Genomic DNA, 14385 nt, shown 5'->3' with positions numbered 1-14385 from the left:
ATCGCTTAGCGACGGATGATGCGACCGTCGTTGCCCTGGCCGTCGCGCGCCTGCTTGAGCTTTTCGGCACCGGTGGCCTGGATCAGCCACAGCGAGGTAAAACCGCGCAGATTGCCGTAGCTGTACTTGGGGTTGTTCGGCTCCAGCGGCTGGGTGACGGTCAGCAGACGCTCGCCGTCGCGGCGGCGGGTCTTATGGAATGAGACATAGATATCGTCGTCTTTCAGGTGAAATAGCACCTCCTGAGCGACGATGTCGGCGTTAATATCGTTGTCCGCCACGCTCCACAGGAACATGACGATCTTGACCGGGCCAAAGGAGCTGTCTTCCACCAGATGGACGTTGATTTCGCTGGTCTGCAGTTTATTGCCCTTCAGCGCATCCTTAATTCGCTCAACCAGAATGGCGGCCCGTGATTTGGACATGGTCGTTTCCTTAAATGGTGAAAATGGCCGGGCCTGGGCGAGTATCCGCCCGCCCCACGGCGATACATGATTATCTTATCGGCTGTCTTATCGATTATGTTATCGGGCGCTCACCCGCGGCATGCGTCGCAGAACGGTGGACGTTTTTCCCGCAGAGGTTGACGCGGCGCGGGCGATCCCTATTAACAGTCTACCGCAGACACCGCCAGAGTGGTATCGCCCGGGCGGTGCGGATGGGCTTTAGCTGAAGGATAAAAACGCCTACTATATTTCCCCCGCGTAAATGGATGTGACGAAAAACGACAGCGACGCCGTTGTCCCCGCTGTACTCCTCGTCCCCGACTGCGGCCTGGTGGCGTCCGTCTCTGCGGCGGCCGTCATACCCTACCAATAATAAAGGTGATAATGATGGGTGTTTCTCAAAGGATTAAAGGTTGGGCTGCGGCCTGTTTGCTGGCCGTTTCCTGCGTGGCTTCGCCGGCGTTTGCCGCGCAGTCCGGTAAGGATATGAGCATTTGGTTTGACGTGGGCGGCCCGGTGGGTGAGTCCTATGTGACGGTGGTGCAGAACGGGGCTAAGCAGGCGGCCGAGGATCTGGGCGTCGATCTGCGTCTGGTTTACTCCGACTGGCAGCCGCAGAAGATGATCGAAAACTTTAAGCAGGCGCTGGCGGCCAAGCCGACCGGCATCGTGGTGATCGGCCTGCCGGGCGACACCGCCTACCAGCCGCTGATCAAGGAGGCCATCGATAAGGGGATCCTGGTGACCTCTATCGACACCGAGCTGCCGGGCACCATGGCGGCCGAGCAGAGCAAGGGCTTTGGCTACGTTGGCGATAACAACGCGGTGCGCGGTCTGCGCCTGGCCAAAGAGGCGGTGCGCCGCAGCGGGCTGAAGGCGGGCGATCGCGCGCTGGTGTGGGGGCTTAAAGATCGCGCCGCCCGCAGTGAGTCAACGCTGGGGCTGATCAAGGGGCTGGAGCAGGCCGGGGTGAAGGTCGACTTCCTGCAGATCTCACCGGAGGTGGACAAAGATCCGTCTCTGGGCGCACCGGCCTTTACCGCCTATATGGCGACCCACCCAGATGTGAAGATGGTGCTGGTGGACCACGGCGCCCTGACCGCGCAGATGGGCAACCTGATGCGTAACGCCGGGATCAAGCCGGGCGAGGTCTACGTGGCGGGCTTCAGCCTGTCGCCGGCGACCGCCGAGGCGATTAAATCCGGCTATGTACAGCTGGTGGCCGATGCCCAGCCCTACCTGATGGGCTACTTCTCCGTGGTGCAGATCGTCCTGAGCAAGCGCTATGGCTTCTCCGGTCTGGATATCAACACCGGCGCCGGGTTTGTCTCTCAGGAGAATATCGGTCTGATCGCGCCACTGGCCAGCCAGGGTCTGCGTTGATGACGCAGCCTGCGCTGGAACTGATCGGGCTGAACAAATGGTTCGGCCCGGTTCATGCCCTGCGCGATATTCATTTTCAGCTGTTCCCCGGCGAGGTCGTTGCCCTGCTGGGGGATAACGGCGCCGGCAAATCGACCCTGATCCGGGCGATCGCCGGCGCCGAGCGCTTTGATAGCGGCACGCTGAAGGTGGCGGGGCAGGCGGTCGATGGGCGGCGCTACAACGTGCTGGGGGCCCGCCGCCAGGGGATCGAGACCGTGTACCAGAATGGCGCGCTGGGTCTGGGGCAGTCGCTGTGGCGCAACCTGTTCCTGGGGCGTCACCTGCGCAACCGCTGGGGCTTTATCGACGAGCGGGCGGAGCGACAGCGGGCGCAGGCGCTGCTGCGCCAGCTCAACTTTCGCGGCGTCGGCGCCAACGTGGACGCGCTGGTCGGCCAGCTCTCCGGCGGCGAGCGCCAGGGGCTGGCCATCGGGCGTGCCATGCTGTTCGACGCCCGTCTGGTGATCCTGGATGAGCCGACCACCGCCCTGTCGCTGGGGGAGGTGGAGAAGGTGCTGTGCTTTATTGAGCAGCTGCGCGCCCAGGGGCGGGCCTGCCTGCTGATCACCCACAACATGGCCGACGCCTATCGGGTGGCGGACCGTTTTGTGGTGATGGATCGCGGCGCCATCGTCGCCGCCTACCCGAAGGATCAGCTGACGCTGGCCAGCCTGCAGCAGGCGTTGTTGGATGCCGTGAGGTCATGAGTCGATGAAACTGTTTTTTGCCCGTCACCGGGCGCCGCTGCTGACCGGGTTTATCCTGCTGCTGTTGTGGAGCCTGTTTGCCGCCATCAGCCCGGTGACCTTTCTGCACGCGCGGATTTATACCTCGCTGCTCTCCACCATTCCGCTGACGGTGCTGCTGGCGCTGGGGATGACGCTGCTGATCATCGCCCGCGAGATAGATTTGAGCTTTCCGTCGGTGGTGGCGCTGGGGGGCTTTGTCTTCGCCTGGCTGTATCAGCATACCGGCTCTGCTTCGCTTGCGCTGGGCGGTGCCGTGGGCAGCGGCATGCTGTGCGGGCTGCTGAACGCCCTGCTGGTGGTGCGCCTCAATATTCCGTCGATTATCGCCACCATCGGCACCCAGTTCTTTCTGGGCGGCCTGTCGACGGTGCTGGCCAACGGGCTGGCGATCAGCCTGCCGACGCTGCGCGACGATGGGCTGTCAACCCTGCTGGTGGGGCGCCTGGGCGACTGGCTGCCGGCGCAGAGCCTGTGGGGGCTCCTGGTTACGCTGGTGATGTGGCTGTATCTGGCGCGTCACCGCTATGGCGATCAGATCAACTTTATTGGCGATAACCCTGAGTCGGCGCGCCTGATGGGGGTGCCGGTCAGCGCGACCCGCTTCTGGCTGTTTATCGTGATGGGGATTCTCTCCGCGCTGGTCGGGGTGCTGCTCAGCGTCGAGATGAGCAGCTGGTGGCCAAACCAGGGACAGGGCTACATGCTGCTGGTGTTTGCCTCGGTGTTTATCGGCGGCACCTCGGTGCTGGGCGGGCGCGGCTCGCTGATGGGCAGCCTGTTCGGCGCCTGCATTATTGGCATGCTGGAGGCGGGGATCATCAGCGCCGGTCTGGACGGCTTCTGGACCCGTCTGGTGTACGGCGTGATTATTCTGGCGGCGCTGGTGGTACACGGCTCTCTGCTGCAGCGCCGCCCGCGACGGCGTTAAGGCTGCGCCGTCGGCGCAGCGTATTGATTAAGGCAATCTAATGAGCAAGATCACCCTGATCGGCGCGGGCAGTATTATGTTTTCGCGTCAGATCATTTCCGCCCTGCTGTCCAGCCCGGTGCTGGCCGGCAGCGAAATCATCCTGATGGATCTGGATGAGCAGGTGCTGGCGCGCAGCCAGCGCCTGATCGGTATGATGGTGGCGCAGTCGGGGGTGCCGGTGACGGTGCGCCACACGACCGACAGACGCAGCGCGCTGCGCGGTGCCGACTTCGTCATCAACGCCATCCAGGTCGGCGGCCTGGCGCCCTGGCGGCTGGATATGGAGATTCCGGCGCGCTATGGCGTGATTCAGGAGGTGGGTGACACCCTGGGGCCGGGCGGTATCTTCCGCGCCCTGCGCCATATTCCCCCGATGCTGGAGATTCTGCGCGATATGGAGGATCTGTGTCCGCAGGCGCTGTTCATCAACTACGCCAATCCGCTGGCGCCGTTGACCTGGGCGGCCAAAGAGGCCAGCGGCGTGCGCAGCATCGGCCTGTGCTACGGGGTGCGCTATACCGTGGCGCAGCTGGTCGGCTATCTGGGGCTGGGGCCGTGGGTTGACCACCCCTCCACGCCGCAGCGCTGGCAGCGCCTGATGTACCACGAGGTCCCGGCCGATATCGAGTATGGCTTTGCCGGGATCAATCACATGACCTGGATTACGACGCTGTCGCGCCATGGCGAGGATCTGCTGCCGCGGGTACGCGCCCTGGCGGACGATGAGCGTACTCGTCAGGCCGATTTGGTTCGCTGCGAGGTGCTGCGCTTCTTCGGTCTGTGGTGTACGGAGAACCACTGGCACTGCAGCGACTATCTGCCCTACTTCCGCAAGAACCCGCAGATGATCGACCGCTTCCTGCCGCAGCGCTGGAACCTGCTGGCGCTGGAGGAGCAGGTGCACGCCGCCGGCAAGGCGGAGATCGATGCCCAGCTGGCCGGTGAGCGTCCCTTCGTTATCGCGCCGAACATGCTCAATGCGCCTAAGCTGATCACCGCGCAGCTCAGCGGTGAGCGCATCCGTATCAACGGCAATATGGCCAACCGTCAGCCGCAGGGGCTGCTGGTGGAGAATCTGCCGGCGGAGTGCGTGGTGGAGGTGCCGATTTGGGTCGACGGCGACGGGCTGCACCCCCAGACGATGGGGCGTCTGCCGACCCAGTGCGCCAGCCTGTGCAAGAGCAATATCGCGGTGCAGGAGCTGGTGGTGCAGGCGGCGCTGACCGGCGATCTGGACGCGGCGCGCTATGCGCTCTCCCTCGATCCGCTGACCGCCGCCGTCTGTACCCTGGATCAGATCCAGGCGATGTTCGACGCGCTGTTTGCCGCCCAGCGGCAGTGGCTGCCGCAGTTTAACGCCGCACGGACGCCGGCATGAGGCGTAAGGGGGGCGCGTGCTCCGCGCCGCCCTTACGGAGATCCCCGTCGGCCGCATGAGGCCGCATTGCCTGCCGAGGTCGTGGCGTGTTCAGTGATATCCTGCGGCTGCTGGCCGTGTTTGAGCGGGCGGCGTTGATGCTGATGATGCTGTTTTTCCTCACCCGTATTCGCCCGTTTCAGTCGCTGCTGCAGAAGCAGAAGCATTCGGCCATCGAGCTGGCCACCGTGTCGGTGCTGTTCTGCGCCTTTGCGGTCTTCAGCACCTACACCGGCCTGCGGGTCGAGGGGGCGCTGATCAACGTGCGCATTATCGCCATCGTCGCCGGTGGGATCCTGTTCGGCCCCTGGGTGGGTATCCCCGCGGGGATCGTTTCCGGGCTGCACCGTTATCTGATCGATGTGGATGGCTACACCTCGCTGCCCTGTCTGCTGAGCAGCGTGGCGGCGGGGCTGCTGGCGACGCTGATCTACTACCGGGTGCGCCGTTCGCGCCTGTGGCTGTATGGCATTCTGGCCGGCATGGCCTGTGAGGGGCTGACCATGCTGCTGATCCTGCTGCTGACCCAGCCCCACGCGGTAGGGATCGCTATCGTCGATCAGATCGGGGTGCCGATGATCGTCGGGACGACCTGCATCGGCCTGATCATCCGTCTGGTGCAGGATCTCAACGATGAGAAGGCGCTGATCGCCGCGCGTCAGGCTAAGCTGGCGATGGACGTCGCCAACCAGACGCTACCCTATTTTCGCCAGATCACCCGCAGCGCGTTCGAGTCGGTGTGCGAGATCATCCGTCGCGAAATCGGCGCCGATGCGGTCTCGATCACCGATACCCAGGATGTGCTGGCCTACGCCGGCGTCGGGCGCGAGGAGTACGCGCTGGAGGGGCATCACGCCATCGGCCAGCTGACGCGCGAGGCGGTGGAGAGCGGCCAGATCCTGCTGAACAATAACCTCAGCAGCTATAGCCTGTCGGGCTTTCACTCGGTGATCATCATTCCGCTGCGCGAGCAGCAGGAGGCGGTGACCGGGACGCTGAAGATTTACTACCATCGCCGTTATCGGATCAGCGGTGCGCTGCGCGAGCTGGCGGTGGGGCTGTCGCAGCTGATGTCCACCCAGATGGCGGTGGCGCGCACGGAGCAGCTGCGCGAAGGGGCGCGCAGGGCGGAGTTCAGCGCGCTGCAGAGCAAGATCAATCCCCATTTTCTGTTTAATGCGCTGAACGCCATCTCATCCCTGATCCGCATGGATCCGGATCAGGCGCGTCAGCTGATCGCCTCGCTGGCCGACTACCTGCGCTATAACCTGGCGCGCGGCGATAGGCTGATCGACCTGCAGGAGGAGCTGATGCAGGTGCGCAACTACATCGCCATCGAACAGGCCCGGTTTGGCCATCGGCTGAACGTGACCTTTGCGCTGGACCCGGTGTCGATCTCGCTGCCCAGCCTGCTGCTGCAGCCGCTGGTGGAGAACGCCATCCTGCACGGGATTCAGCCGCGCAGCGGGCCGGGGCAGGTGACCATTGAGGTGCGCGATGAGCCGACGCGGGTGCGCATCGCGGTGCGCGACACCGGCTATGGCATCAGCCAGGCGGTGATCGCCCAGGTGGCGAACGGCGAGTCCAGCGGCGACAGCATTGGGCTTGGCAACGTGCAGCAGCGTCTGCTGCTGCTGTATGGCGAGGGGCTGCATATCCGCCGCCTGGAGCCGGGAACCGAGGTCTGTTTCTATTTGCCGAAATCCGGGAGGAGCGCATGCTGACGGCGATCATTGTGGAGGATGAATACCTGGCGCGGGAGGAGCTGGCCTACCTGATCGGGCGTCACAGTCAGATCCGGGTGCAGGCGCAGTTTGAGGATGGCCTGGAGGCGTTCAAATACCTGCAGAGCCACCGGGTGGACGCGGTGTTTCTCGACATTCAGATCCCCTCCATCGACGGGATGATGCTGGCGCGCAATCTGCTGGGCCAGCAGCGCGGCGAGGGGGGGCCGGCGGTGGTGTTTGTCACCGCCCATAAGGAGTTTGCCGCCGAGGCCTTTGAGCTGGAGGTGTTCAACTATATCCTCAAGCCCTATAACGAGGCGCGTATCGTTCAGGTGCTGCAGCAGCTGGAGCAGCAGGCGCGGCGCCCGGCGCCCGGAAGCGTCGAGGTCAATGCGCCGGCGGCGACGGTCAATCTGACCAAGGGGGAGCGCATCATCGTCACCCCCTGTGAGCAGATTTACTACGCCGAGGCGGATGAGAAGCTGACCTATGTATACACCCGCGACGATCGCGTTGTCCTGTCGATGAGCCTGAGTGAGTTTATCAGCCGGCTGCCGACGGAGCGCTTCTTCCGCTGCCACCGCTCCTACTGCGTGAATATCGATAAGATCCGCGAGATCGTGCCCTGGTTTAACAGCACCTATCTGATCCACCTGCACGATCTGGATGCGGAGATACCGGTCAGCCGCAGCAACATCAAGGCGTTTCGCCAACTGATGCGTTTATAGCCTGCATTTTATGCGGCGCAGGGTGCAGTTCATTCCCGTCTAGCTGTATCTCATGCCTTTTTTGCCCGCCGCGCGCGGGTACATGCCTATAGTGCCTCTTAATTCGGCAGCGTATCGCCCGCCGCGAGCATTCTAGAGGTCACTATGGATTCATCTTGCCAACGTACCCGCGTACTGACGCTGATCGGTACGGTCATCACCCAGTTTGCCCTGGGCTCGGTCTATACCTGGAGCCTGTTTAACGCCCAGCTGTCGCAGCGGCTGGATCAGCCGGTCAGTCAGGTGGCCTTTACCTTCGGCCTGCTCAGTCTGGCGCTGGCGCTGGCCTCATCGTTGGCGGGCAAGCTGCAGGAGCGTTTCGGGGTGCGCCGGGTGACGCAGGGGGCGGGGATTGCGCTGGGGATCGGCTTTTTTCTGACCGCCCACGCCAACAGCCTGGTGATGCTGTACCTGTGCGCCGGGGTGTTGGTGGGGCTGGCGGACGGCGCCGGCTATCTGTTGACCCTCTCCAACTGCGTGAAGTGGTTTCCGCAGCGGAAGGGGCTGGTTTCCGCCTGCGCTATCGGCGCCTATGGGCTGGGCAGCCTGGGCTTTAAGTTTATCAACGGCCTGCTGCTGAGCCACGCCGGGCTGTCCCAGGCTTTCACCTACTGGGGGGCGATCGCCATGGTGATGGTACTGCTGGGGAGTCTGCTGATGCGTGACGCGCCGCCGCGTCAGGACAGCGCCGCCGCCGCGGACGGTCAGGATCGCCGCGTGGACTTCACCCTGGCGCAGGCGATGCGTCAGCCACAGTACTGGGTGCTGGCGCTGATCTTCCTCTCCGCCTGCATGAGCGGGCTGTACGTCATCGGGGTGGCCAAAGATATCGGTGAGCATCTGGCGCACCTGTCCGGCAGCGTCGCCGCCGGGGCGGTGGCGATCATCGCCGTGGCGAATCTGGGGGGGCGGCTGGCGCTGGGGGTTTTGTCGGATAAGATGCCGCGCATCCGGGTGATTTCGCTGGCGCAGCTGGTGACCCTGCTGGGCATGGCGCTGCTGCTGTTCGTGCCGCTCAATGAGACGCTGTTTTACCTAGCGGTCGCCTGCGTCGCCTTTAGCTTTGGCGGCACCATTACCGTCTATCCGTCGCTGGTCAGCGACTTCTTTGGCCTGAACAACCTGACTAAAAACTATGGGGTGATTTACCTTGGCTTCGGCATCGGCAGCATCATCGGTTCGATCGTGGCGGCGCTGTTCGGCGGTTTCCTGGCTACTTTCTACCTGATTTTCGGCCTGCTGCTGGTGACCCTGTGCTGCTCGCTGCGGGTGGCGCGCCCGCGTCTGCCGCACGTCGATGCGCGCCTGGCGCTGGAGTCGTAATTCTTCCTGATGTCGCCCCTGCGCTTCAAAGAGCAACAACGGCGCGGCCGAAAGGCCGCGCCGTTGTTTGACGATGTTGCTCGGTTACGCGGCCAGCAGGCTGCGAACATAGTCGATAATCGCCGGATCCTGCCCCTGCTCAAACAGGCACTGCTGGAAACGCGCGCCGCTGACGGCGGTCTTGACCAGATCGCGATCGAGAGCGTTCAGGGTATCCAGATAGTTGTCCTTGATCACCGCCGCTTTTACGCGGTTGAGGATCGCCGCGTTGCGCACCTGCGGTTCGCGGCGATCCTGCGGGTAGCCCTGGCCGCGCTCGCCGGCGAAGGCCTTTTCAAAGATATAGCGCAGGTTCAGCTCGGCGCCCCAGCCAAAGCCCTTGGCGAACGGCAGCGACAGGGCGTTACCGTTATTGATCTGGGCGAACAGGAAGGCGTCGGCCGGATCGATGCAGTAGCCGCAGACGACGCCGGGGTGCGCGTTGAGGGAGAGCAGGGCGCCCTGACCGGTGCCGCAGCCGGTGACCACAAAGTCAACCGCGCGGGCGTTGAGCAGGATGCTGGCCATGATCCCCAGGTGAATATAGGTCAGATGGTGATCCTGTTCGTCGCACATGCCGACGTTATAGACCTGGTGCCCGCCGTCCTGTGCTACGGCGTTGAGTTCGTTCAGAACCACCGCATTCTTGGCGGCCTGGCTGTTTTCCATCATGAGTGCAATTTTCACAACATATCCTTACATCGTAACCCAAAGGAAGGGCGGGAATTGTCGCCGCAGGCGCGGCCCGCAGCGCGAATCCGTCCGCGAATCTCTGGCTAGTCTACTGATGCTGGTCTGCCAATTCAATTAATTTGAAATGATGTTTTATTATTTGTGAGGGTGCGCCAACCGCGCAGCCGGATCTTGGGCGGGAAAAAAAAGTGCCGACGGACGGGGGCCACCGTAAAGGGCATAGGAGGCTTTAGCGGTGTCCGTCCGTCGGCATCAGGGCTTGTCAGCCGATGTCACGCCGGAGAGATGAGCCGCGGCAGGCAAAGCCTGCGCCGCGGCTCGGGAGACGGCGTGATGACGCGGCGACGGCACGTCGCGTCAGAAAGGGTGGATAAATAGTGAGGGGGAATCTCTCCCTTTCCCCCGGCGCCGCTGCGGCGCCTCCTACGCGCAGCCGTCTTCAGGCAGGAAAATGCAGAAGGTTACTGCGGGGCACCGCGGCGCCCCGCACAAGAGACGCTACTGCTTGAGCACTTTCACCGTATAGCGCCCGTCGGCCTGACGATAGGCGCCGTGGATGTCGGTTTCGAAGCCCGGATAGTGGGCGCCGATTTCGCACAGCATCTGCAGAAACTCCAGCACCGGCCGGCTCTCCTCCGTCAGCATTTCGCCCGGCATCACCAGCGGCACGCCCGGCGGGTACGGCAGAATCATGTTGGCGTTGACCTTGCCGATCATCTCGTCGAGGTAGACCTCTTCGGCCTGGCCGCGCAGCTCCTGTTGGAAGGCGTCGTGCGGGTTCAGCACCATGGTCGGCAGCACCTCGAAGGCGCGGTACATCAGATCCGGCAGGTTATGGTGCAGGATCAGCGCGTGGATGCCCTGGGCCAGCTCCTGGATCCGCATGTGCTCATAGAACTCCGGATCTTCGCGGTACAGCGACGGCAGCATGTTCTTCACGCGCAGGTTCAGGTCATAGGCCCGCTTGAAGTCGGTCAGCGCGCGCAGCAGGCTCAGGGCCTTGGTCTTGTCGATGCCGATGCTGAACAGGAACAGCAGGTTGTACGGGCCGGTCTTCTCGACGATGATGCCGTGCTCGTCCAGGTACTTGGCCACGATGGCGGCCGGGATACCGTCATCCGCCATGGTGCCGTCCGGGTTCATCCCCGGGGTCAGCAGGGTGACCTTGATCGGGTCAAGGTACATGTGGTTGTCATCGATGCCCTTAAAGCCGTGCCAGGACTCTTTCGGATCCAGCTTCCAGCAGGCGACCTGGTCAATATTGTCCGGCTGCCAGACGTCGAAGAACCAGCCGTCGGACTCGCTGCGCAGGCGCTTGATCTCCTTACGGAAGCGGATGGCTCGCGCGATAGAGTCATTGATCAGGCGTTTACCGGCGTGACCCTTCATCATCGCCGCCGCGGTTTCGATGGAGGCCACGATGCCATAGTGCGGTGAGGTGGAGGTGTGCATCATGTAGGCTTCGTTAAAGGTTTCTTGGTTGAAGTCGCCTTTCACGTGGATCATGGACGCCTGCGAGAACGCCGCCAGCAGTTTGTGGGTGGACTGGGTTTCGTAGATAACCTTGCCCTCGATGCGCTCGCCGCTCATACCGCACAGCCCCTGGTAGATCGGGCTGAAGTTGGTGTAGGGCACCCAGGCGGAGTCAAAGTGGATGGATTTTACGTCCAGGGTTTTCTTGATGTACTCCGCGTTGTAGAACAGGCCGTCATAGGTGGAGTTGGTGACCACCGCATGCACCGGCCAGGTGGCGTTCGGGGTATTTTTCACCCGCGCTTCGATGGTGTCGTGGGTGAACTCGCGCTGGGGAATCCCCCCCAGAATGCCGTAGGCGTTGCGGGTCGGCCGCAGGTAGATCGGGATAACGTCGCTCATCATCATCAGGTGGGTCAGCGATTTGTGACAGTTACGGTCGATCAGGATAGTGCTGCCGGCCGGCGCGGCATACATGCCGACGATCTTGTTGGCGGTCGAGGTGCCGTTGGTCACCATGTAGCTGCGATCGGCGTTGAAGGTGCGGGCGATGTACTCTTCCGCCTCTTTGTGCGGGCCGGAGTGGTCCAGCAGGGAGCCCAGTTCGGATACGGAGATGGAGATGTCGGACTTCATTGTGTTGGCGCCAAAGAAGTCATAGAACAGGCTGCCGACCGGGCTTTTCTGGAACGCGGTGCCGCCCATGTGCCCCGGGGTACAGAAGGTGTATTTTCCCTCTTTGACGTAGTGGAACAGCGCCTTGGTCAGCGGCGGCATGATGGTATCGATGTAGTCGTCGGTTCCCTGGCGGATCTTGTCGGCGATGTCGGCCGCGCCACCCAGCGTATACTCAAAGAACTGAATGTTCATGCGCAGGTCGCCCAGGCTGACGTCCAGCGTGGAGTGGGTGTTGGCGAAGGCATACAGCGGCAGCATTTCGTTCAGCGCCGTGATGTGCTTGCACAGATCCAGACTGTAGCTATCCCAGTCGAAGACGACCCCGGCCAGCTGGGCGTTGTTGCGCACCAGATCCAGCAGATCGTCGACCGAGGTGCTTTCGATGATGTTAAACCCCCGATCGCGCAGCTGGGCGTACAGCTCCTCCAGCGGAATCCGCTTGAAGGTCGGCGAGGGGTTACACAGGAACAGAATGTCTTTCATTTCACGTTCTCCGAGTTAAACATGTTGAATCTTGTCTTTCGGGCAGGTGTTGTTGTCCCGCACGAACAAGCCATAGCAGCTCCAGCCGGCAAAGGTCACCAGTGACCCCATCAGCATGGCGTCTGAGCCGGATGAGTAGAGGGCGTAGAAGCTGTAAACGGTACCGATGATGGCGGTGAGCAGGATCATCACGTGGGTCTTGTTGGCCATCTTGTACAGGCGGTGCATCGGGATCAGCGCCGCCATGGAGAGGATGTACGGGATCAGGTTGGTGACCACCGCCAGGTTAACCAGCGAGTTGAACTGATTGTTCAGCGACGGGCTGATGGTCATCAGCGACAGGATGGTTTGCGCCACCCCCAGAATGATCATCCCGGCGATCGGCGCATCCTTGGCGGTGACTTTGGCGAAGATCTGCGGGAAGTAGCCGATATCGGAAGAGGACTTAAACACCTGGGCGACGGTGAACTGCCAGCCCAGCAGGGAGCCGATACAGGCGACGACCATCAGGGCCATGATGATCTTACCCACCGTCGGGTCGAACATGTAGGAGAAGGCCAGGCCGAACGGCGCGGTCGAGTTGGCCAGATCCATGTTGGGGACAAAACCGGCCATCACGTTGGTGGACAGGATATACACGATGGCGCAGATCAGGGTGCCGCCGAAGACGGCGACCGGGATGTTTTTCTCCGGGTTTTCCACGGCGTCGGAGTTGGCGCAGGCGGACTCCAGCCCCAGGAAGGCCCACAGGGTCATAGCGATGGAGGCACCCAGACCGGAGGCGAAGGAGAGGTGATGCGGGTTCCAGGCCTGGATGTACATGTTCGGGCTAAACCAGAACCAGCCGAGAATGGAGATACCGACCACCGGGATGATCACCCCCCAGACGGTGACGGAGCCGATGCGCCCGGTGATGCGCGCCCCGCCGAAGTTGGCCACGGTGGTGAGCCAGATAACGGCGATGGTGGCGATACAGGTCATGATCGGCGACGGATGCCAGTCGAACAGCACGGCGCCGTAGCCGACGGCGGAGATGGCGATGGCGATATTGGCGATCACCAGGCTGATGGCGTAGGTGAAGTTAGCCATAAAGTTACCGGACTTGCCGAAGGCGTACTCGGCGTAGCCGCCCATCCCGCCGGACTTGCGGCTGAACATCCCGCACTTGGAAAATCCATAGGCCAGACACAGGCTACCGAAGGCGGTGACCAGCCAGGAGAGTATCGACATGGTCCCCACGGAAGCCAGCTTGGTCGGCAGCATGATGATGCCGGACCCCATCATGTTCACCGCCGTCAGTATGGTTAACTGCACGACGCCCATCTTATTGCCACTAGACGTACTCATAGTTTCTCTCTCTCAAAATGCGAGGAGCCGGGCAGGAGCAACCCAGGAGCCGCGGCCCCCCGCCAACCTTGTTTTATTGGTAATGTCGATGTAAAGGCTGTTACTGCTTGATCACGTAGCCATAGGCACGCTTGCGGCCATCCTCATCCTGCTGGATGTAGACCCCCTGCAGCTCCGGCGCGAAGCCCGGCAGCCGGTTGATGCCCTCTTCCAGCGCCAGGAAGTAGCGCTGCACCGAGCCGCCCCAGATCTCTCCCGGCACCACGCACAGCACCCCCGGCGGGTACGGCAGCGCCCCCTCCGCCGCGATGCGCCCTTCGGCCCGCGCCAGGGAGACCAGCTCGACGTTGCCGCGCACGAACTCGATGTTGGCCTGCTGCGGGTTCATCGCCACCCGCGGGAAGTGCGCCTTGCGGAACATCTCCTTCTGCAGCTGCTTCACGTCGTGGCTGACGTACAGGTCGTGCATCTCCTGACACAGCTGGCGCAGGGTGTAGCCGCGGTAGCGCGCCTCGTTGGCGCGGTAGATGGACGGCAGCACCTCGGCCAGCGGGGCGTCCTGCTCCAGCAGGCGCTCGAAGCGGGCGATCTGGGCCACCAGGTGCTGCATCTTGGCCATGTCCTCCGCCGGGGTCAGCAGGAACAGGATCGAGTTCAGGTCGCATTTCTCCGGCACGATGCCGTTTTCGCGCAGGAAGTTGGCCAGAATGGTCGCCGGCACCCCAAAGGACTGGTACTCGCCGCTCTTGGCGTCGATGCCCGGGGTGGTCAGCATCAGTTTGCACGGATCGACAAAGTACTGGTGCTCGGCATAGCCCTCAAAGGCGTGCCAGCGCTCGCCGGGGATG

Annotated in this window: 12 protein-coding genes; 7 read left to right on the top strand and 5 right to left on the bottom strand. The window is 62.7% G+C overall.

Annotation, left to right across the window (positions count from 1 at the left end):
- Positions 1 to 5: 5 nt before the first annotated feature.
- Positions 6 to 425, bottom strand: coding sequence for a hypothetical protein (locus BRD58_RS15645; protein WP_012849837.1), 420 nt, complete (start codon positions 423 to 425; stop codon positions 6 to 8).
- 408 nt (positions 426 to 833) lie between these two features.
- Between BRD58_RS15645 and BRD58_RS15640 the strand changes: the two genes are divergently transcribed.
- From BRD58_RS15640 to BRD58_RS15610, 7 genes are all read left to right on the top strand, one after another.
- Positions 834 to 1829 (top strand): sugar ABC transporter substrate-binding protein, encoded by a 996-nt coding sequence (locus BRD58_RS15640; protein ID WP_012849835.1) that lies wholly within the window; start codon positions 834 to 836, stop codon positions 1827 to 1829.
- Positions 1829 to 2578 (top strand): ATP-binding cassette domain-containing protein, encoded by a 750-nt coding sequence (locus tag BRD58_RS15635; RefSeq protein ID WP_012849834.1) that lies wholly within the window; start codon positions 1829 to 1831, stop codon positions 2576 to 2578. The genes BRD58_RS15640 and BRD58_RS15635 overlap by 1 nt, the downstream gene beginning before the upstream one ends.
- A gap of 4 nt (positions 2579 to 2582) precedes the next feature.
- Positions 2583 to 3548, top strand: a complete 966-nt coding sequence (locus tag BRD58_RS15630; RefSeq protein WP_012849833.1) for an ABC transporter permease — start codon at positions 2583 to 2585, stop codon at positions 3546 to 3548.
- A gap of 40 nt (positions 3549 to 3588) precedes the next feature.
- On the top strand, positions 3589 to 4968 hold the full coding sequence (melA, locus tag BRD58_RS15625; RefSeq protein ID WP_012849832.1) for an alpha-glucosidase/alpha-galactosidase: 1380 nt from the start codon (positions 3589 to 3591) through the stop codon (positions 4966 to 4968).
- 137 nt (positions 4969 to 5105) lie between these two features.
- The gene (locus BRD58_RS15620) at positions 5106 to 6731 is read left to right on the top strand and encodes a LytS/YhcK type 5TM receptor domain-containing protein (protein ID WP_045474943.1); all 1626 of its coding nucleotides are present in this window, start codon (positions 5106 to 5108) and stop codon (positions 6729 to 6731) included.
- Positions 6728 to 7462: a LytR/AlgR family response regulator transcription factor gene (locus tag BRD58_RS15615; RefSeq protein WP_196796973.1), complete on the top strand. Its 735-nt coding sequence runs from the start codon at positions 6728 to 6730 to the stop codon at positions 7460 to 7462. Before BRD58_RS15620 ends, BRD58_RS15615 begins: the two co-directional genes overlap by 4 nt.
- 144 nt (positions 7463 to 7606) lie before the next feature.
- Complete coding sequence (locus tag BRD58_RS15610; RefSeq protein WP_069579330.1) at positions 7607 to 8824, top strand: L-lactate MFS transporter; 1218 nt, start codon at positions 7607 to 7609, stop codon at positions 8822 to 8824.
- An 84-nt stretch (positions 8825 to 8908) separates the two neighbouring features.
- Here the strand turns inward: BRD58_RS15610 and BRD58_RS15605 are convergent, their stop codons facing one another.
- The 4 genes from BRD58_RS15605 to BRD58_RS15590 all read right to left on the bottom strand — a co-directional run.
- Complete coding sequence (locus BRD58_RS15605) at positions 8909 to 9550, bottom strand: RpiB/LacA/LacB family sugar-phosphate isomerase (protein WP_012849828.1); 642 nt, start codon at positions 9548 to 9550, stop codon at positions 8909 to 8911.
- A gap of 504 nt (positions 9551 to 10054) precedes the next feature.
- Positions 10055 to 12190 carry a lysine decarboxylase CadA gene (locus BRD58_RS15600; RefSeq protein WP_073383583.1) on the bottom strand — a complete coding sequence of 712 codons (2136 nt, stop codon included), beginning with the start codon at positions 12188 to 12190 and terminating at the stop codon, positions 10055 to 10057.
- 15 nt (positions 12191 to 12205) lie between these two features.
- On the bottom strand, positions 12206 to 13537 hold the full coding sequence (gene potE / locus BRD58_RS15595) for a putrescine-ornithine antiporter (RefSeq protein WP_034168430.1): 1332 nt from the start codon (positions 13535 to 13537) through the stop codon (positions 12206 to 12208).
- Positions 13538 to 13637: 100 nt separating this feature from the next.
- A partial coding sequence (locus tag BRD58_RS15590) for an Orn/Lys/Arg family decarboxylase (RefSeq protein WP_456303529.1) occupies positions 13638 to 14385 on the bottom strand: 748 nt, incomplete at its 5' end.

The sequence above is a fragment of the Edwardsiella piscicida genome, from assembly GCF_001896205.1.
In the GTDB taxonomy this organism is placed as follows: Bacteria; Pseudomonadota; Gammaproteobacteria; order Enterobacterales; family Enterobacteriaceae; genus Edwardsiella; species Edwardsiella piscicida.
Note: the sequence above shows the minus strand (reverse complement) of the source record. Positions and strands in the feature narration are given on the sequence as shown.

Bases quoted from the DNA above. Each gene is read 5' to 3' on its own strand.
- BRD58_RS15645 (WP_012849837.1), bottom strand. From the start codon at position 425: ATGTCCAAATCACGGGCCGCCATTCTGGTTGAGCGAATTAAGGATGCG.
- BRD58_RS15640 (WP_012849835.1), top strand. From the start codon at position 834: ATGGGTGTTTCTCAAAGGATTAAAGGTTGGGCTGCGGCCTGTTTGCTG.
- BRD58_RS15635 (WP_012849834.1), top strand. From the start codon at position 1,829: ATGACGCAGCCTGCGCTGGAACTGATCGGGCTGAACAAATGGTTCGGC.
- BRD58_RS15630 (WP_012849833.1), top strand. From the start codon at position 2,583: ATGAAACTGTTTTTTGCCCGTCACCGGGCGCCGCTGCTGACCGGGTTT.
- melA (WP_012849832.1), top strand. From the start codon at position 3,589: ATGAGCAAGATCACCCTGATCGGCGCGGGCAGTATTATGTTTTCGCGT.
- BRD58_RS15620 (WP_045474943.1), top strand. From the start codon at position 5,106: ATGCTGATGATGCTGTTTTTCCTCACCCGTATTCGCCCGTTTCAGTCG.
- BRD58_RS15610 (WP_069579330.1), top strand. From the start codon at position 7,607: ATGGATTCATCTTGCCAACGTACCCGCGTACTGACGCTGATCGGTACG.
- BRD58_RS15600 (WP_073383583.1), bottom strand. From the start codon at position 12,190: ATGAAAGACATTCTGTTCCTGTGTAACCCCTCGCCGACCTTCAAGCGG.
- potE (WP_034168430.1), bottom strand. From the start codon at position 13,537: ATGAGTACGTCTAGTGGCAATAAGATGGGCGTCGTGCAGTTAACCATA.